This window comes from Serratia quinivorans (genome assembly GCF_052113645.1).
Classification (GTDB): Bacteria; Pseudomonadota; Gammaproteobacteria; order Enterobacterales; family Enterobacteriaceae; genus Serratia; species Serratia quinivorans_B.
This window is the reverse complement of the sequence record NZ_JBIEIU010000006.1, coordinates 20,229-37,505: the sequence shown is the minus strand read 5'-3', so window position 1 is coordinate 37,505 and position 17,277 is coordinate 20,229. Positions and strand designations below refer to the sequence as shown.

The window sequence follows — 17,277 nt, the reverse complement described above, 5'->3', positions numbered from 1 at the left end:
ACACGCTTAATAAGTCGGCAATGGTTAAATCGAATCACAAACCCTACTATACCGTTTCACATTTTTCCATAGCGTCTTGTTGCGCGGCTTGCTACGCTGGTCTTTAGTCAACTGCTTAAACTATGAGCCATAAACATGAACCATCCATTTATCATGTTGTCGGAAAGCTGAATAATCCATTAATATGGATTTAAATGATTTGAGCACACGAATAGGGGGGGATGTGCTAGTTAATATATTATCCAAAAAACCACGCGCCGCGAGCGTACGTTGGTTAGGTGCGACCGTATTGTTCACGCTGTTTACTTCGCCGGCATGGGCTTTTTCTATAGATGATGTGGCCAAGCAGGCACAGGATCTGGCAGGAAAAGGCTTCGATGCTCCGAAGAGCAACCTTCCTTCTCAATTCCGTGAGATGAAATTCGCGGATTACCAACAGATTCAGTTCAATCACGACAAAGCCTATTGGAGCAAACTGAAAACCCCTTTCAAGCTTGAGTTTTATCATCAGGGGATGTACTTCGATACGCCGGTGAAAATCAACGAAGTCACTGCGACCAGCGTCAAGCAGATCAAATACAATCCGGACTATTTCAACTTTGGTTCGGTGAAGCACGATCCTGACTCGGTAAAAAACCTCGGCTTTGCCGGTTTCAAGGTGATTTATCCGATCAACAGTGCGGATAAGAACGACGAAATTATGAGCCTGCTGGGCGCGAGCTACTTCCGCGTGGTGGGTAAAGGGCAGGTGTACGGTCTTTCCGCACGCGGCCTGGCGATTGATACCGCGTTGCCGTCCGGCGAAGAGTTCCCGCGTTTCCGCGAATTCTGGGTTGAACGTCCGAAGCAGGGCGACAAGCATCTGGTGATTTATGCGCTGTTGGATTCACCGCGTGCTACCGGGGCATACCGTTTTGTTGTCTATCCGGGCCGCGATACCACGGTCGACGTCGAGTCTAAAGTGTTCCTGCGCGATAAAGTCGGCAAATTGGGCATGGCACCGCTGACCAGCATGTACCTGTTCGGGCCGAGCCAGCCATCGCCAACCCTGAACTATCGTCCGGCACTGCATGACTCCAACGGTCTGTCTATCCATGCCGGTAACGGTGAGTGGATCTGGCGTCCGCTGAATAATCCGAAGCATCTGTCGGTCAGCACTTATCAGGTTGAAAACCCTAAAGGTTTCGGTCTGCTGCAGCGTGGCCGTAACTTCAAGGATTACGAAGATCTGGACGATCGTTACGATCTGCGCCCAAGCGCCTGGATCGAACCTCGTGGCGACTGGGGCAAAGGTAAGGTTGAGCTGGTGGAAATCCCGACTGCGGATGAAACCAATGACAACATCGTTGCCTTCTGGACGCCGGACGTTCTGCCGGATGCCAAAACGCCGCTGGCGCTGAACTATCGCCTGCATTTCACCCGTGATGAAGACAAACTGCATTCGCAGGACATTGCCTACGTCAGCCAGACCATGCGTTCCACCGGTGATGTGAAGCAGTCCAACCTGATCCGCGAGCCAGATGGCAGCGTGGCATTCCTGGTCGATTTCGTTGGCCCGGTATTGAAAGGACTGGATGGCGCCACACCGCTTGCCGCTCAGGTCAGCGTTGGTGATAACGGTGAAATGGTAGAAAACAATGTCCGCTATAATCCAGTGACCAAAGGCTGGCGCCTGACGCTGCGTCTGAAAGTGAAAGACGACAAGAAGCCGGTAGAAATGCGCGCCGCGCTGGTCAATGGTGATAAGACCCTGTCGGAAACCTGGAGCTATCAGCTACCTGCCAATGAATAAGCCTACTCAACTTGCCCAGGATTATCTTGCGGCAATGCCTCTGACCGCTGAGCGGTCAGAGGCGCTTAAACCACAGCCGGGGGCGGATGACGCCCAGGCTTTTGAGGCATTGCATCGCAAGATGGGCGCTGAGGATGCCAACGTTGATACGCTGTCTGCGGACGACGTAACGCTGGCTTCGGTCAAAACGCGTATCGAAGACGCCTGGCCGGATGCGGTCAGCGACAAAGATTTCGATACCGACGTGGAAGGCCGTAGCATTCTCAAGGCCACGCCGCCAATCAAACGCACCAGCATGTTCCCGGAGGCCTGGCGCACCAACCCGGTGGCGCGCTTCTGGGATTCTCTGCTGGGGCGCACACCGCACAATCGTCATGCTTCCAAAGAGGAAGCCGCCGCGGAAAACCGCTGGCGTGTGGTCGGTTCGATGCGTCGTTATGTGCTGTTGGTGCTGATGCTGGTGCAAACCGGCATCGCTACCTGGTACATGAAAACCATTCTGCCGTATCAGGGCTGGGCGCTGATCGACCCGATGGCCATGCTGGATCAGGATCTGATGCAATCGGTGCTGCAACTGCTGCCTTATGTGCTGCAAAGCGGCATTCTGATCTTGTTCGCCATTCTGTTCTGTTGGGTGTCGGCCGGGTTCTGGACGGCGCTGATGGGCTTCCTGCAGTTGCTGATCGGCAAAGACAAATACAGTATCTCTTCCACCATCAAGGGCGATGAGCCGATCGATCCGGCGCACCGCACCGCGTTGATCATGCCGATCTGTAACGAAGACGTCGAACGCGTGTTCGCCGGCTTGCGTGCGACCTATGAGTCCGTCGCCGCTACCGGCCAGCTTGAGCATTTCGATATCTACGTGCTGAGCGACAGCTACGACCCGGATATCTGCATGGCGGAACAGAAGGCCTGGATGGAACTGTGCCGTGACGTAGACGGCCATGGTCGCATCTTCTACCGCCGCCGCCGTCGTCGCGTAAAACGCAAAAGCGGCAACATCGACGACTTCTGCCGTCGTTGGGGGGGCGAATACAGCTACATGGTGATCCTGGATGCCGACAGCGTGATGAGCGGTGAGTGTCTCACCGGTCTGGTTCGTCTGATGGAGGCCAACCCGAACGCCGGTATCATTCAGTCTGCCCCGAAAGCCTCTGGCATGGATACGCTGTATGCTCGCGTGCAGCAGTTTGCCACCCGCGTTTATGGGCCGCTGTTTACCGCCGGTCTGCATTTCTGGCAGCTGGGTGAATCGCACTATTGGGGTCACAACGCGATTATCCGCGTGAAGCCGTTTATCGAGCACTGTGCGTTGGCACCGCTGCCGGGCGAAGGTTCCTTTGCCGGCTCCATCTTGTCGCATGACTTTGTGGAAGCTGCGCTGATGCGCCGAGCCGGTTGGGGCGTGTGGATTGCTTATGATCTGCCGGGCAGCTATGAAGAATTGCCACCGAACCTGCTGGATGAGCTGAAGCGTGACCGTCGCTGGTGCCACGGTAACCTGATGAACTTCCGCCTGTTCCTGGTCAAGGGCATGCACCCGGTGCACCGTGCGGTGTTCCTGACCGGCGTGATGTCCTACCTGTCGGCGCCGCTGTGGTTTATGTTCCTGGCGTTGTCTACCGCGCTGCAGGTGGTGCATACCCTGATGGAGCCGCAGTACTTCCTGCAGCCGCGTCAGCTGTTCCCGGTGTGGCCGCAGTGGCGTCCTGAACTGGCGATAGCGCTGTTCTCCACCACTTTGGTGCTGTTGTTCCTGCCTAAGTTGCTGAGCATTGTGCTGATCTGGGCGAAAGGCGCCAGGGAATACGGCGGCGGTGTCCGTCTGTTCCTGTCGATGCTGATGGAAATGCTGTTCTCGGTGCTGTTGGCGCCGGTGCGCATGCTGTTCCACACGGTGTTTGTGGTCAGTGCCTTCCTGGGTTGGGAAGTGGTGTGGAACTCTCCACAGCGTGACGATGATGACACGCCTTGGGGCGAAGCCTTTAAACGCCACGGTTCACAGATGTTGCTCGGCCTGGTCTGGGCTGGTGGCATGGCCTGGCTGGATCTGCGCTTCCTGTGGTGGCTGTCGCCGATCGTCTTCTCGTTGATCCTGTCGCCGTTCGTTTCGGTTCTGTCGAGCCGTGCGACGCTGGGTATCAAGAGCAAGCGCGCCAAGCTGTTCCTGATCCCGGAAGAGTATTCACCACCTCGCGAACTGTTGGCGACGGAAGAATATCTGCAGCTTAACCGTGAACGTGCACTGAGCAATGGCTTTATGCACGCCGTGGTTAACCCGTCATTCAACGCACTGGCGACAGCGCTGGCCACCGCGCGTCACCACCTGCGCGGTACTATCGAGCGCAATCGCGAAGAGCGGGTGAATGAGGCGCTGCAACTGGGGCCGGAGAAGTTGGTGAAGGGCAAGCGCCTGGAACTGCTGAGCGATCCTGTCGCGCTGTCGCGCTTGCATCAGCGCGTTTGGTTACTGCCGCAGGGTGCCGCATGGCGTGAGTTCTACCAGCAATTGCCCCACAATGAGCGGGCTCATCCGGTAGGTCAGCGTTAACCGCTGATCGGCTGACCCAAACGGGGAATGCGCATGGCGTGTTCCCCGTTTTTTTTGGCATTTAGCTTACGCAATGCTGACAAACCGGCGGATAACAACTGTGTTAAAATTCGCACCGGGCGTTGTTGACGCTCAGAACAACCAGGGGCAAAAGTTAATTTGGTGAATCTCTCTTCTTTTCTTCGTTTGGCGCTATTGGCGGCAGGCGTAATGGCGTTAACCGGCTGTGGCAGTATTATCAGCCGCACGGTACCGGGGGCCGGTCACGGTCATCAATATTATCCGGGAGTGCAGTGGGATCTGCGTGATAGCCCCTGGCGGTACATCACGGTTATTGATGTACCGCTGTCGATGGTGGTGGATACCTTTATGCTGCCGTTTGATGCTAAGCACGGCCCTTACGAATAAGCTAATCCCCGGTAGCAAATACCACCAGTTGGTAACCCTGATTGCCACAGCGGAACGGGGCCAGCGCCGTCATTTTTAACCCCTGCACGTGGGCCGCCAGCGAATGCGGGTTACTGTCGTCGACAAACAGTGCGCCAACGTCGAATGCTTCGCGGGTGCGTGCCTTGACGGCCGCGTACAGTTGCTTCAGGACGCCTTTGCCACGCCAGGCCGCATCAAGGCACACCGGGCCATACAAGAATACCCGTTGCTCACTCAGTGGCCGCCCGTGGAATGACTGACCGGCCAGCTTGTCCAGCATGGCATCCACCACTGGCGGGTGCGGTTGCGCATCCGTCGGCATCAGGCAGACAAAACCGGCCAAGGCTTGGCCTTCAACCGCCACCAGAATGCCCAAACCCTGGTTAATACTGGCCAACTGCGCTTCATCCATACGAGAAACGATAAACCCCTGGCGCTTTTGGCTGTCGCTCAAATTGGCCGGGGTATTTTGTGTTTGCAGTTGCAAGATTGCGGGGTAATCCTCTGGACGCGCCTGGCGGATAATCATACTGCCTCTCTGAAAATCATTAGGGTTTACGGGCGAGGGTTTGCTCTCGCCCGCTCTCGTTCAACGCTCATCCCATTCGTCGGCGGCTGTTTGGCCCTCTTCGGTATCCAACGGTGGATCGAGTTGGAAATCACCTTCCTCCCACTCGTGCAGCGTATTTTCTTCCAGCCACTCGGCGCTAATTTCGACCTCGTCATAATCACCGTCAAAAATAGCCTGAGCGGCAGTGCCGCTGCGTAACGTCAGGCATTCGACTGACTCGCCTTCTTGCTCAAAGAATTCGGCCTGCCACATGATATCACCCTCCAGCATCACGTATTTTTGCAGATTGAATTGTTGAGGCACCGGCGGTTCATCGTCGTCACCGCCTTCGGCGGATTCTATAAACTCCTCGCGCGCCGCTTCAATGGCTTCTTCCAGGGTTGCATACAGGCTCATATTTATCTCCAGTCAGGGTAACGGAAGGGCTGGGGGCACCGAAGCGCCATGACAAACGTCAAAATTAATTGTTGCCGCACTGGCGCAGGATGCAAATTTTTTTGTTGTCCGTTTCGCGACGATGGTTGTCCGCTAAGCAGGAGCAGAAGGGAGCGTGGCGGGAAATAATAAGGCATTGCTTATAACTGCCCAGGAGATCGCCATGTTAATCAATCCTTCAATCAAATACCGTCCGTTCCCACCGGTGACGTTACCGGAACGTCAGTGGCCCAGCCGCACTCTGGAGCACGCGCCGCGTTGGTGTTCCAGCGATCTGCGCGACGGCAATCAGGCGTTGGCGGAACCGATGGACAACGTCCGCAAGCGCCAGTTCTACCAGATGCTTCTGGAGTGCGGGTTCAAAGAGATTGAGGTGGCATTTCCTTCGGCATCACAAACGGATTTCGATTTTGTCCGCTCGTTGATTGATGAGCGGCTGATCCCGGACGACGTCAGCATTCAGGTCTTGACCCAATCGCGTGATGATTTGATCGACCGCACCTTCGAAGCGCTGCGTGGTGCACCGCGCGCTATCGTGCACCTGTATAACGCCACCGCACCGATGTTCCGCGAAATCGTTTTTAAGCAGGATAAGGCGGCGACGATTGCGCTGGCGGTTAACGGGGCGCTGCGTATTCGTCAGCAGTGCGAGCAGCAGCCGGAAACGGCCTGGACCTTCGAATATTCACCGGAGACTTTTTGCTTTACCGAACTGGAGTTCGCGCTGGAAATCTGCGAAGCGGTTGCCGATGTCTGGCAGCCGGGTCCGGGGCGACCGATGATCATCAACCTGCCGGCCACGGTGGAAGTCAGTACGCCGAACGTCTACGCCGACCAGATTGAGTGGTTCTGCCGCCGCTTCAGTCAGCGCAGCCGGGTGACCATCAGCGTGCATCCCCATAACGATCGCGGCACCGGGGTGGCCTGCGCCGAGCTGGCAATGTTGGCCGGCGCCGATCGGGTCGAAGGCTGTTTGTTCGGCAACGGTGAGCGCACCGGCAATGTCGATTTGGTGACGCTGGCGCTCAACCTGTATACCCAGGGCGTTGCGCCGGGGCTGGACTTCAGCCGGTTGAAACAGGTGGTGGAGGTAGTCGAGCAGTGCAACCAGTTGCCGGTTCATCCACGTCATCCTTATGCCGGTGAACTGGTCTTCACCGCCTTCTCCGGGTCGCACCAGGATGCGATAAAAAAAGGCTTCGCCGCCCAACAACTGCGGCAGGACGGTTTGTGGCAGGTGCCTTATTTACCGCTTGATCCGGCGGACGTTGGCTGCAGTTATGAGGCGGTGATCCGGGTTAACAGCCAGTCGGGTAAAAGTGGAGCTGCCTGGCTGCTGGAACAGAACCATGGGCTGTCATTGCCGCGTGGGCTGCAGATTGATTTCAGCAAGGTGGTGCAGCAGGCGACCGACGGCAGCGGCAAAGAGATGACCACCGCCGAGCTGTGGCGGCTGTTCCGCATCAGCTATGGTTTGGTTGAACAGCCGCGGCTGCAATTGCTGAGCTATCAGACTGAGAGCCACAGCGTCGAGGCTTACAGCTTCAGCGCTCGGGTGTTGTTCGAGGGGCAGCAGCAAAGGTTACTCGGGGCAGGGAACGGCCTGCTGTCCAGTGCGGTGGATGCGTTGTGCCAGCGATTTGGCCTGAATATGGCGATAGAAGATTATCACGAGCACACGCTGGGTCATCAGAGCCACAGCCGCGCCGTCGCCTACATTCGTTGTACGGTAGCGCACGGGGAGGCGGCTTACGGGGTCGGCATCGACGTCGACTCCGCCAGTGCTTCACTGCAGGCGCTGTTCAACGTCGCTGCACGTTATTTGGCGAAGTAAGCACTGGGCGTTACACCCAGCAGGCGGCGGAACATGGCGCTGAAAGCACTGGGGCTGTCATAGCCCAGATCCAGCGCCACTTCCAGCACCGAATGCCCGGCCGCCAGGGCGTTCAATGCCGCCAGCAAGCGAGCGCGGCGAACCCAATCGCCAAAGCGCAGTCCGGTCTCACGCTGGAAGCGTCGTGACAGTGTACGACCACTGACGTTGATGTACCGGGCCGCCTGCTCCAATTCCCAAGGCTGTGCCAGCGATTGCTGAATATGTCGGCACAGCGTCAACAAGGCCTCGCTGCGCGGCTCCGGCAAGTTCAGTGGCAAAATAGGCAGCACGCGCAGTTCATCCAGGATCAGCTCCATGATCCGCTCCTCACGTCCCCCCGCCGGATAATCCGCCGTGATGTCCATCGCGCAGATAATCAACTCACGCAACAACGGCGATATTTGCACCACTTCGCAGCTTGCCGGCAGATCGGCGCGAGCCAGCGGATCAACCAGCAACGCTCTTGCCGCCACTTTACCGGTGATACGCAGGCTGTGTTCTACCCGCGCAGGTAGCCAGACACCGCGCCCCGGAGGGACCACCCAACTGCCCTGACGAGTATTTACCTGTACCACGCCACTGAGGCTATGAATCAATTGTGCGCAGTCATGGTAATGGGGTGGTTCGAACTCGCCGTGCTGATAATCTTTGGCCACCGGCACAATCGAGCGGTTGGCGGGCACAGCATCATGAAAAAACAGCATTTCTTGGGGCATCCCCGGTCCGCGGAAAATCATAGTGTCAGCATGCCACGCTAAAACCTTTCGCACCAGCCATGGTGCGGCGAGGGGCTATAGTATGTGAATTATAATTAAGTAAACTATTTGGAGGGGCGTTGGATATCGACAGTATGCGCCTGGCGACGGCACTATTTTTGCCCGGCTGGCAGTTCGTTGCGGCGATGCTGGTGGGAATGGCGTTGTATGAAATCATCATGAGGAAGCGAAACTGATGCCGATAGCTAATGCGGTGCTGCGCATTGCGCGCCCGACCGATAGGTTGCAGGAGATTGCGACCCTGTACTGTCAGGGGCTGGGTTTCGAACGGCTGGGCGAGTTTCACGATCATCAGGGCTTTGACGGTGTGATGATCGGGCACCCGCAACAGGGCTATCACCTTGAGTTTACCCAGCATCGAGGGGTGAAAGTGGGGCAGGCCCCGACGCAGGATCATCTGCTGGTCTTTTATTTACCGGATGAAGCAGATTGGCGCGCCGGATGCCAACGCATGCTGGCTGCAGGGTTTCGGCACGTCACGGCATATAATCCCTATTGGGATATCAGCGGACAGACGTTCGAAGATCTGGACGGTTACCGCGTGGTGTTGCAACAGCGCGCGTGGGAGCAATAAAAAAGCCAGCGCACCGGGCGCTGGCTGAAGGATAAAGCGAAAAGCTTATCAGGCGTTGGTCGCCAGTTTCTGCTCGCTTTTACCCTGGGTGTTTTCCATCATGCGGCGGATCGGCACGATCAACAGGGTCAATACCGCGGCACAAATCAGCAGCGCAATCGAGCAGCGTGCGAACAGGTTAGGCAGCATTTCCAGTTGGTCGGCTTTCACGTGGCCACCAATCAAACCGGCCGCCAGGTTGCCCAGCGCACTGGCGCAGAACCACAGGCCCATCATCTGGCCGCGCATTCTTTCCGGTGCCAGCAGGGTCATGGTCGCCAAGCCGATTGGACTCAGGCACAGCTCACCCAGCGTCAACATCAGGATGCTGCCCACCAACCACAGTGGGGACACGCCGGCGCCGGCATTGCCCAGCACGTTCTGTGCCGCCAGCATCATCAGGCCAAAGCCCGCAGCGGCAAACAGGATGCCGATCACGAACTTGGTGATGCTGCTCAGGCGCACTTTGTTACGTGCCAGTGCCGGCCATGCCCAGCTAAATACCGGTGCCAACAGAATAATAAACAGGGCGTTGATCGACTGGAACCATACCGCCGGGATCTCGAAGTCGCCAATCATGCGGTTGGTGTAGTCGTTAGCGAACAGGTTGAATGAGGTCGGTTTCTGTTCGAATGCGGACCAGAAGAAGGCGGCAGATACCAGCAGGATAAAGCATACCAGCAGGCGAGCACGTTCTTTGCGGCTCAGGCCGGCAAACACGAACAGATAAATGAAGTACAGGGTCACCGAAGCGGCAATGACGTAAACCAGCATGCTGGCTACAGCTACCGGGTTAATCACGATAATGCCTTGGGCAATCAGGGTGATAACCACCGCCACGCCGATGGCCAGCGCGACCAACCAGCGGCCGACGCCGTTTTTCTTGGCGACCGGGCTGTTCCAGGTGGAGTCCAGACCGACTTCGCTGTCATAGCGTTTCATCGCCGGTACGGCAAAGACGCGGAAAATCACCAGCGCCACCAACATGCCGATACCCCCGATGCCGAAGCCCCAGTGCCAGCCGTGGGAACGGATCAACCAGCCGGAGATCAACGGGGCGATAAACGAGCCCATGTTGATGCCCATATAAAACAGCGAGAAGCCGCCGTCACGACGGTTGTCGCCTTTTTTATACAGCGTGCCGACCATCACCGAGATACAGGTTTTGAACAGGCCGGACCCCAGCACGATAAACATCAGGCCGATGAAGAACAGGTTGTTGCCCATGATGGCAGACAGCGCGATCGACAGGTGGCCGAGGGCGATCAGAATCGAGCCGTACCACACCGCTTTCTGCTGACCCAGCCAGTTATCCGCCAACCAGCCGCCCGGCAAGGCGGCCAAATACATGCTGCCGGCGAAAATACCGACAATCGCCGAGGCGTTTTCACGTGCCAATCCCATGCCGCCGTCGTAAACCGTGGCGGCCATAAACAGGATCAGTAAGGGGCGAATGCCGTAAAACGAGAACCGCTCCCACATTTCGGTAAAGAACAGGGATCCCAGCGGATAAGGATGGCCGAAGAAGGTCCGGCTTTCTTGGTTATTAACAGAGGATTGCATAACGTCTTCCCAATAAAATGCGCCGCATTGATGCAGCTTATACTGTGGTATGTATGTGTATTTAAGGAAGGTGATCCACCCAATGCGGATTACCCGACAAAACCGTGGCCGCAGCGCCCGTGAACCGTGGAAAGCGCGTCGACCTTTTTTCACTTGGCCAATGATTTACAACTGGCGTGATATTATTTAACCATTTGATAACTGGATGGTGGTTTTGTCTAGTCCCTGTATCCCATTTTTTAGATGAAAAGTCGACAAACATCTCCTTTCCTGGTTTTTATGTTGGTAGAGGCGGGAATGTTATTGACAGGTGGTTTATTGCGCTAAAAGTTAATTACTTATTTAAAAACAAATAATTGCATTAAGAGTTTTCCGATAGGCAACGACCGGGGAGTGCAGAGGGGTATCAATACTAAAAGTAGGGTAAACGGGGCGTCGGCCCTTTTTGAACGGGAAGTTGGCGATAAAGACGGCTATTACTCTTCTTGCAGCGTGTCTTCTCTCATTCGCGCCGGGCGGCGTTGCAAACACCACCAGGAATAAATAGCGTTGAACAGCACCACCATGGCGGTGACGCAGAAGACCGCCCGGAAGCCGTAGCTGGCGGAAACCGCCGCCCCCATCAGCGGACCGCTGACGTTGCCGATATCCCGGAAAGACTGGTTATAGCTGAAGATCCTGCCGGCGACCTGATTGGTGCAGTTATAGATCAGCAATGTTTGCACTGCCGGCAACAGCGCACCATCGGCGGCGCCCAACAGGAAGCGCAACACGCCGAGCTGCCATGGGGTTTGCACAAAGGCCATCGGGATCAGCAACAGCACCGACACGATCAGCATAAACACCAGAATGCGCTCCGGGCCAATCTTGTCGCCCAACTTGCCCAGTCGTGGCGCGCTCATCAGTGCGGCGACGCCGGGCACCGAGGCGATCAGGCCGCTGACAAAGGCCAGGTTATGGATATTGCCGGCCAAGTCGCGCACGTAGAGCGTCAGAATCGGCGCAATGGAGCCTGTGGCAATCTGAATAATCATGGTGGTAACAAACAGGCTGAGGATCAGCTTGGGGCTTTTCAGCGCGGCGAAGACCTGACGGGCGTGCAGCATATCTTTCTTCTGCACTGGGGTGAATTGCTCTTTGACGTACAGCAGCGTTAAAACAAAGCAGGCCAACAGCACACCGGCGGTGATGTAGAACACGGGCCGCAAACCATACTGGTCGGCTAACAGGCCGCCGATCAACGGCCCAATCAATGCCCCGCTGACGCCGCCGGTCGACAGGGTGCCCAGCGCCCAGCCGCTGCGGTTGCGTGGTACCTGGGTGGCAATCAGGGCGTTGGCGTTGGGAATAAAACCGCCGAGCAGACCCAATACTGCGCGCAATGCCAAAAACTGCCAGATGTTCTGTGCCATGCCCATCAACAGCATCACAATCGACATGCCCAGTGCCGATCGCAACAGCATCAGCTTACGTCCACGGCGGTCGGCCAGCCCGCCCCAGAACGGGGAAGCAATAGCCGAAAACAGGAAGGTGATGCTGAATACCAGGCCGGACCACATGTTCAGCGCTTCGTGGCCGGTGACCCCGAGGGTTTCTACATAGAGCGGCAGGAAGGGCATGATCAGGCTGAATGCGGCCCCGGTGAGAAAGCACCCCAGCCAGGTGACGAAGAGATTGCGTTTCCAGTTGATAAGTTCTGGTGCCGAAGCCATAAATTCCCGCTGCAGAGGGTGAGAGGCTTTGCTCGTGTGCGCAAGCAAGGGGCAAAGCAAAAAGTTAGCTTGGTAAGTATGCGCTTAATTATAGGTGGCATCAATTGATGCGGCGGGAGATATTCTAAAAATGAAATAAAGTTTTAAAAATGGAATATTGACAGTATTCCGCGCTGTACGCGCGGAAAAAGGCGCAGTTAAAGCCCGGCGAGCAGTTCAAAACCGCTGGAGGTGGTGGAGAGGGCGACGTCGGTGATCTCGTAGTGGGCGACGGCGTTGAAGGGATCTTGCGCCACAATGGTATCCAGCTGCGCGCGTTCTATGCCTTTCACCAGGATCACGCCGCCAGTGCGGGGGTTCTTGCGACCGGAAGCGATGAAGGTGCCGTCCTGAAAGTATTTTTTCAACCAGGCGATGTGGCCCTCGAGGTGGCTGTCGACTTCTTCTATCGGGCGATGGTAGGTCAGGTTAACGATGTACATAACGGCTCCAGGATTAACGGCGAAGGCTTTACCATCCCACCGTTACCGCCGTTTCTCAAGATCTGTGGCATAAAAAAATAACCCGCCGAACGGCGGGTCAGAGGTCAGTACAGTGAAGGTTCGCCTTCCGGGCGCGTCTTGAAGCGGCGGTGCAACCACATGTACTGATCCGGCGCCATCAGGATCTCTTTCTCCACCACTTTATTCATAAACGCGGCGGCCTCGAGCTCATTATCCAGCGGGAAGTTTTCCACCGCCGGCTGCATAATCAGCTCATACCCTTTAGCGTCCGGCAAGCGTCGTGGGGTAAAAGGAATAATGGCGGGTTTACCCATCCGCACCAGCACGTAGCTGCCGGTGGTGGTGGCGGCTTTTTCGACGGCGAACAGCGGGGCAAACACGCTGCTGCGTGGGCCGTAGTCGTGATCCGGGGCGTACCAGATGATGTCACCCTGTTTCAGGGCCCGGATCATGCCTTTCACGTCTTTACGATCCAGCATGGATTTGTTGGATCGCATGCGACCCCAGGTTTGCAACCAGTCCATCAGTTTGTTGTCATGCGGCCGATAAACACCGATGCCAGGATTGTGAATGCCAAAGATACGGGCACCCAGCTCCAGTGTCAGGAAGTGCAGACCGATCAGCAAAACGCCCTGATGGTTGTCTCGCGCTTTTTGAATATGTTCCAGCCCACTGACCTGAAACCAACGTTCGATACGCCAGTTTGGCCAGAACCACGCCATGCCGGTTTCAAACAGCCCCATGCCGACGGATTCAAAGTTCTGTACTACCAGCGCATCGCGCTCGGCCTGCGGCATGTCCGGGAAACACAACACCAGATTGCGTTCGGCAATCGCCACTCGGCGTTTGAGAAAACGCATGGAAAAACGGCCCAGCGAGGTGCCAAGGCGATAGATAATGGGGTAAGGCAGCAAGACCAGCAAATAGAGCAAACCAATGCCGAACCAGGTAAGCCAGTAACGAGGATGCAGTAAAGAACGATTAAAAGAGGGAACTTGAGTCATGTGTTCTCAGCTTAGAAGCAGTCATTTAATGATAATAACAGAGTAATAGTATGGTCATCATCCTGATGAGATCTGATCATGCACTTATTTTCTGCCGTTTATATCCGACTATTGTGGCACTTTTATCACGTAACGTGAAAAAACACCGCATTAAAACATAATTTTCAGTGATGAATTGGCGTGGTTTGGCGATTAATTCGGCTAAAGCGCTCTAAAGGATAAAGTTTTCAGGCCCGGGATACGTATAATTTGCGCGCGAATATTTAGGGGGAATTATGTTGGCATCATGGTTAAGTGCGGGGTTATTGGTTATCGGTGCACTGTTGGGCAGCCTGGGCGCGCACTTGCAGTTTAATCCGTTGTTGGCGGTGGCGGGCGTCGCCCTGTTGGCGGGGATAGTGATTTCCGGCTTTACCGAATGCCGGAGTAGGCGCTGAGCACCCACTCCAGCCTTATCAGGCGTTTTTAAACAACCCTTTTAATACGTGCGGTTCAGAGCGCCAATATTGTGGTGGAGCGCTGACCTTTTCTCCCAATTTGGCGGCGGCGTGCCAGGGCCAGCGCGGGTTGTAAAGAATACCGCGTGCCAGCGCCACCATATCTGCCTGCCCGGTGGCGACAATCGCTTCCGCCTGTTCCGGCTCGGTGATTAACCCCACGGCAATGGTCGGCAGCCCGCTTTCCCGCTTGATGGTTTCGGCGAACGGCACCTGATAATTGGGGCCCACCGGGATCTTCTGCTGCGGAGAAAGCCCCCCGCTGGAAACATGGATGTAGTCACAACCCAGTTCTTTCAACGCTTTTGCCAACGCCACTGACTGCTGTTCATCCCAGCCGCCTTCGACCCAATCACTGGCGGAAATACGCACGCCGAGTGCCTTGTGCGCAGGGAAGACCGCGCGCACGTCATTGAATATCTCCAGCAGCAGGCGCATGCGATTCTGCAATGAACCGCCGTACTGGTCGCTGCGCTGATTGGCCAGCGGTGAAAGAAACTGGTGCAGCAGGTAACCGTGCGCACCATGCAGCTCAATCAGTTCAAAACCCAGTCGGTCGGCGCGTTTTGCCGCAGTAACAAACTGCGCTTTCAATTGTTCAATTTGTTCCAGACTCATCGCAGCTGGAGAATCATCATTTTGGGCGAAGGGCAGGTCCGAGGCGGATAAAGTCTGCCAGCCGCCGTTGGTCTGGCTCAGTTGGTTGCCGCCGGCCCAAGGGACCGCGCAGGAGGCTTTGCGCCCGGCATGGCCGAGCTGAATGCCGAGCGGCATAGTGGCGTGTTTTCTTACCGCTTGTACCACGTCTGCCAGCGCCTGTTCGGTCGCGTCGTCCCACAGGCCGAGATCGCTGGGCGTGATACGCCCCTCAGGCGCGACCGAAGTGGCTTCGACAATCAACAGGCCTGCGCCGGATAAGGCCAGGTGGCCGAGGTGCACCGTATGCCATTCGGTGGCCTTGCCGTTATCGGCGGAGTATTGGCACATGGGGGCGATGATAATACGGTTGGGCAAACTCAGTTTCCCCAGCGTAATGGGGGTAAATAGCTGACTCATGATGTCCTCCGGATCCGTGGTAAATTAAGGGCAAGTTTCTTTAAGACTTATCGGGATTTGTGAACAACGTCAAGTTTCCTGCGCCTGATATCCCCGATGTGTTAATGCTGTTTTGAGCCACATTTTCGGGTATCATGTGCGCCGCGCGTAGGCCGGCGGCCGGCGCGTGTTCAAATCAGTCACCTCCCGAAAGACAGGAAAGTACACCATGCCAGTGTTACATAACCGAATTTCTAATGAGGAACTGAAGGCGCGCATGCTGGCGGAAACCGAGCCGCGCACCACAGTTTCTTTTTATAAATACTTCACCCTCGACGATCCCAAAGCGTTTCGCGACAGCCTCTACGTTCAGTTCGACAAACTGAAGGTGTTTGGCCGCATTTATGTGGCCAAAGAGGGGATCAATGCTCAAATCAGCGTACCGCAGAATAAATTTGAGGCGTTTAAAGCCGCACTGTTCGCTTCGCATCCTGCGTTGGATCAGGTGCGTCTTAATATCGCGCTGGAAGACGATGGCAAATCCTTCTGGGTGTTGCGCCTGAAAGTACGCGATCGCATCGTCGCCGATGGCATCGATGATGAGAGCTTCAACCCGGCGAACGTCGGTGAGTATTTACAGGCCGATCGCGTCAATCAGATGATTGACGATCCGGATACGCTGTTTGTCGATATGCGTAACCACTACGAATATGAAGTCGGCCACTTTGAGAACGCCATTGAAGTGCCTTCCGATACTTTCCGTGATCAACTGCCGATGGCGGTTGAGATGTTGCAGGACAATAAAGACAAAAATATTGTTATGTACTGCACCGGTGGTATCCGCTGTGAAAAAGCCAGCGCTTATATGTTGCATAACGGCTTCAAGAACGTCTATCACGTGGAAGGCGGCATTATCGAGTACGCGCGCAAGGCGAAAGAACAGGGGTTGCCGCTGAAATTCGTCGGCAAAAACTTTGTGTTCGACGAGCGTATGGGCGAGCGTATTTCTGATGATGTGATCGCTAACTGCCACCAGTGCGGTGCGGCCTGCGATACTCACACCAACTGCAAGAATGACGGTTGCCACCTGCTGTTTATTCAGTGCCCGAGCTGTGCCGCTAAATTTGAAGGTTGTTGCAGCGAGATCTGCCGCGAAGAGCTGAAGTTGCCGCGTGAAGAACAGCGTGCACGCCGAGCCGGCCGTGAAAATGGCATCAAGATTTTCAATAAGTCGAAAGGGTTATTGCAGACCACGATGCATATTCCGGCACCGGAAGAAGATAAAGACTCAGCCAACTGAGTTTGAAAGAAGCGCGGCAGCTTTGCCGCGCTTTTGCATTACTTCGCGCGAACGCCTTCCACGGAAATAATCAGCTCTACGTCCTGAGACGCGGGGCCGAGATCGGTAGTGATGCCGAAGTCTTTCAGCGCGATTTTACCGTTGGCTTCAAAGCCGGCACGGTAACCGCCCCACGGGTCGTTACCTTGACCGATCAGTTTAGCGTCCAGCGTTACCGGTTTGGTCACGCCGTTCAGCGTCAGGTTACCCACTACAGCATAACCTTCACCGTTCTTTTTCACTTCAGTGGATTCAAACTTGGCTTGCTTGTTTTTTTCCACGTTCAGGAATTCTGCGCTGCGCAGGTGTTTGTCACGTTCAGCGTGGTTGGTGTCGACGCTGGCGGTGTTGATCGTAACGTTAACCTTGTCCTTGGACGGATCTTTTTCGTCGAAGGTGAAGCCGCCGTCAAAATCCTTGAAGGTGCCGTACAGCCAGCTGTAACCCAGATGCTGGATGCGGAATTCGATAAAGGCGTGTTGGCCCTGCTTGTCAATCTTGTAGTCGGCAGCCAGCGCGGAACCGGCGCTCAGCAGCAGCGCGCCTGCGGTCAGGCCCAGAACGGTTTTCTTTAACAT

The 17,277-nt window shown here is 55.8% G+C and carries 16 protein-coding genes; 7 read left to right on the top strand and 9 right to left on the bottom strand.

Going from position 1 to position 17,277, the window contains the following annotated elements; translation table 11 throughout:
- Window positions 1–223: 223 nt before the first annotated feature.
- The 3 genes from ACGS9J_RS12790 to ACGS9J_RS12780 all read left to right on the top strand — a co-directional run bounded on the left by ACGS9J_RS12790 (window position 224) and on the right by ACGS9J_RS12780 (window position 4,754).
- The gene (locus ACGS9J_RS12790; protein ID WP_442231280.1) at window positions 224–1,792 is read left to right on the top strand and encodes a glucan biosynthesis protein G; all 1,569 of its coding nucleotides are present in this window, start codon (window positions 224–226) and stop codon (window positions 1,790–1,792) included.
- Window positions 1,785–4,346 carry a glucans biosynthesis glucosyltransferase MdoH gene (gene mdoH, locus ACGS9J_RS12785; protein WP_442231279.1) on the top strand — a complete coding sequence of 854 codons (2,562 nt, stop codon included), beginning with the start codon at window positions 1,785–1,787 and terminating at the stop codon, window positions 4,344–4,346. The genes ACGS9J_RS12790 and mdoH overlap by 8 nt, the downstream gene beginning before the upstream one ends.
- A gap of 162 nt (window positions 4,347–4,508) precedes the next feature.
- Window positions 4,509–4,754 (top strand): YceK/YidQ family lipoprotein, encoded by a 246-nt coding sequence (locus tag ACGS9J_RS12780; RefSeq protein WP_442231278.1) that lies wholly within the window; start codon window positions 4,509–4,511, stop codon window positions 4,752–4,754.
- Window position 4,755: 1 nt separating this feature from the next.
- On the opposite strand, the gene ACGS9J_RS12775 is transcribed toward ACGS9J_RS12780, so the two are convergent.
- Window positions 4,756–5,304 (bottom strand): GNAT family N-acetyltransferase, encoded by a 549-nt coding sequence (locus tag ACGS9J_RS12775; protein WP_442231277.1) that lies wholly within the window; start codon window positions 5,302–5,304, stop codon window positions 4,756–4,758.
- 60 nt (window positions 5,305–5,364) lie between these two features.
- A complete protein-coding gene (locus ACGS9J_RS12770) occupies window positions 5,365–5,742 on the bottom strand; it encodes a MysB family protein (protein ID WP_442231276.1) in 378 nt (125 codons plus the stop codon).
- A 202-nt stretch (window positions 5,743–5,944) separates the two neighbouring features.
- Here ACGS9J_RS12770 and leuA point away from each other — a divergent pair, with 202 nt between their 5' ends.
- Complete coding sequence (leuA, locus tag ACGS9J_RS12765) at window positions 5,945–7,615, top strand: 2-isopropylmalate synthase (protein ID WP_442231275.1); 1,671 nt, start codon at window positions 5,945–5,947, stop codon at window positions 7,613–7,615.
- On the opposite strand, the gene ACGS9J_RS12760 is transcribed toward leuA, so the two are convergent.
- Complete coding sequence (locus ACGS9J_RS12760; RefSeq protein ID WP_442231274.1) at window positions 7,600–8,361, bottom strand: AraC family transcriptional regulator; 762 nt, start codon at window positions 8,359–8,361, stop codon at window positions 7,600–7,602. The two genes, leuA and ACGS9J_RS12760, sit on opposite strands and share 16 nt — an antisense overlap.
- Window positions 8,362–8,608: 247 nt before the next feature.
- Between ACGS9J_RS12760 and ACGS9J_RS12755 the strand changes: the two genes are divergently transcribed.
- The gene (locus tag ACGS9J_RS12755; RefSeq protein WP_442231273.1) at window positions 8,609–9,007 is read left to right on the top strand and encodes a VOC family protein; all 399 of its coding nucleotides are present in this window, start codon (window positions 8,609–8,611) and stop codon (window positions 9,005–9,007) included.
- Window positions 9,008–9,055: 48 nt separating this feature from the next.
- On the opposite strand, the gene ACGS9J_RS12750 is transcribed toward ACGS9J_RS12755, so the two are convergent.
- From ACGS9J_RS12750 to ACGS9J_RS12735, 4 genes are all read right to left on the bottom strand, one after another.
- The gene (locus ACGS9J_RS12750; RefSeq protein ID WP_442231272.1) at window positions 9,056–10,609 is read right to left on the bottom strand and encodes a peptide MFS transporter; all 1,554 of its coding nucleotides are present in this window, start codon (window positions 10,607–10,609) and stop codon (window positions 9,056–9,058) included.
- Between the two features lie 476 nt (window positions 10,610–11,085).
- Window positions 11,086–12,321, bottom strand: coding sequence for a multidrug efflux MFS transporter MdtG (mdtG, locus tag ACGS9J_RS12745; RefSeq protein WP_442231271.1), 1,236 nt, complete (start codon window positions 12,319–12,321; stop codon window positions 11,086–11,088).
- A 197-nt stretch (window positions 12,322–12,518) separates the two neighbouring features.
- Complete coding sequence (locus ACGS9J_RS12740) at window positions 12,519–12,803, bottom strand: YciI family protein (protein ID WP_442231270.1); 285 nt, start codon at window positions 12,801–12,803, stop codon at window positions 12,519–12,521.
- Window positions 12,804–12,907: 104 nt separating this feature from the next.
- Window positions 12,908–13,828, bottom strand: coding sequence for a Kdo(2)-lipid IV(A) acyltransferase (locus tag ACGS9J_RS12735; RefSeq protein ID WP_442231269.1), 921 nt, complete (start codon window positions 13,826–13,828; stop codon window positions 12,908–12,910).
- A gap of 275 nt (window positions 13,829–14,103) precedes the next feature.
- Between ACGS9J_RS12735 and ACGS9J_RS12730 the strand changes: the two genes are divergently transcribed.
- Window positions 14,104–14,265 carry a histidine kinase gene (locus ACGS9J_RS12730; protein ID WP_442231268.1) on the top strand — a complete coding sequence of 54 codons (162 nt, stop codon included), beginning with the start codon at window positions 14,104–14,106 and terminating at the stop codon, window positions 14,263–14,265.
- 18 nt (window positions 14,266–14,283) lie between these two features.
- Here ACGS9J_RS12730 and ACGS9J_RS12725 read toward each other — a convergent pair whose 3' ends face one another.
- Window positions 14,284–15,381 carry an NADH:flavin oxidoreductase/NADH oxidase gene (locus tag ACGS9J_RS12725; RefSeq protein ID WP_442231267.1) on the bottom strand — a complete coding sequence of 366 codons (1,098 nt, stop codon included), beginning with the start codon at window positions 15,379–15,381 and terminating at the stop codon, window positions 14,284–14,286.
- Window positions 15,382–15,589: 208 nt separating this feature from the next.
- Between ACGS9J_RS12725 and trhO the strand changes: the two genes are divergently transcribed.
- The gene (gene trhO / locus ACGS9J_RS12720) at window positions 15,590–16,660 is read left to right on the top strand and encodes an oxygen-dependent tRNA uridine(34) hydroxylase TrhO (RefSeq protein ID WP_442231266.1); all 1,071 of its coding nucleotides are present in this window, start codon (window positions 15,590–15,592) and stop codon (window positions 16,658–16,660) included.
- Window positions 16,661–16,698: 38 nt separating this feature from the next.
- On the opposite strand, the gene ACGS9J_RS12715 is transcribed toward trhO, so the two are convergent.
- Complete coding sequence (locus ACGS9J_RS12715; RefSeq protein ID WP_442231265.1) at window positions 16,699–17,277, bottom strand: YceI family protein; 579 nt, start codon at window positions 17,275–17,277, stop codon at window positions 16,699–16,701.

Excerpts from the sequence above, each read along its gene's own strand:
- ACGS9J_RS12715 (WP_442231265.1), bottom strand. The coding sequence starts at position 17,277 with ATGTTAAAGAAAACCGTTCTGGGCCTGACCGCAGGCGCGCTGCTGCTG.
- ACGS9J_RS12735 (WP_442231269.1), bottom strand. The coding sequence starts at position 13,828 with ATGACTCAAGTTCCCTCTTTTAATCGTTCTTTACTGCATCCTCGTTAC.
- ACGS9J_RS12725 (WP_442231267.1), bottom strand. The coding sequence starts at position 15,381 with ATGAGTCAGCTATTTACCCCCATTACGCTGGGGAAACTGAGTTTGCCC.
- leuA (WP_442231275.1), top strand. The coding sequence starts at position 5,945 with ATGTTAATCAATCCTTCAATCAAATACCGTCCGTTCCCACCGGTGACG.
- ACGS9J_RS12740 (WP_442231270.1), bottom strand. The coding sequence starts at position 12,803 with ATGTACATCGTTAACCTGACCTACCATCGCCCGATAGAAGAAGTCGAC.
- ACGS9J_RS12755 (WP_442231273.1), top strand. The coding sequence starts at position 8,609 with ATGCCGATAGCTAATGCGGTGCTGCGCATTGCGCGCCCGACCGATAGG.
- mdoH (WP_442231279.1), top strand. The coding sequence starts at position 1,785 with ATGAATAAGCCTACTCAACTTGCCCAGGATTATCTTGCGGCAATGCCT.
- ACGS9J_RS12775 (WP_442231277.1), bottom strand. The coding sequence starts at position 5,304 with ATGATTATCCGCCAGGCGCGTCCAGAGGATTACCCCGCAATCTTGCAA.
- ACGS9J_RS12770 (WP_442231276.1), bottom strand. The coding sequence starts at position 5,742 with ATGAGCCTGTATGCAACCCTGGAAGAAGCCATTGAAGCGGCGCGCGAG.
- ACGS9J_RS12750 (WP_442231272.1), bottom strand. The coding sequence starts at position 10,609 with ATGCAATCCTCTGTTAATAACCAAGAAAGCCGGACCTTCTTCGGCCAT.
- trhO (WP_442231266.1), top strand. The coding sequence starts at position 15,590 with ATGCCAGTGTTACATAACCGAATTTCTAATGAGGAACTGAAGGCGCGC.
- ACGS9J_RS12730 (WP_442231268.1), top strand. The coding sequence starts at position 14,104 with ATGTTGGCATCATGGTTAAGTGCGGGGTTATTGGTTATCGGTGCACTG.
- mdtG (WP_442231271.1), bottom strand. The coding sequence starts at position 12,321 with ATGGCTTCGGCACCAGAACTTATCAACTGGAAACGCAATCTCTTCGTC.
- ACGS9J_RS12760 (WP_442231274.1), bottom strand. The coding sequence starts at position 8,361 with ATGCTGTTTTTTCATGATGCTGTGCCCGCCAACCGCTCGATTGTGCCG.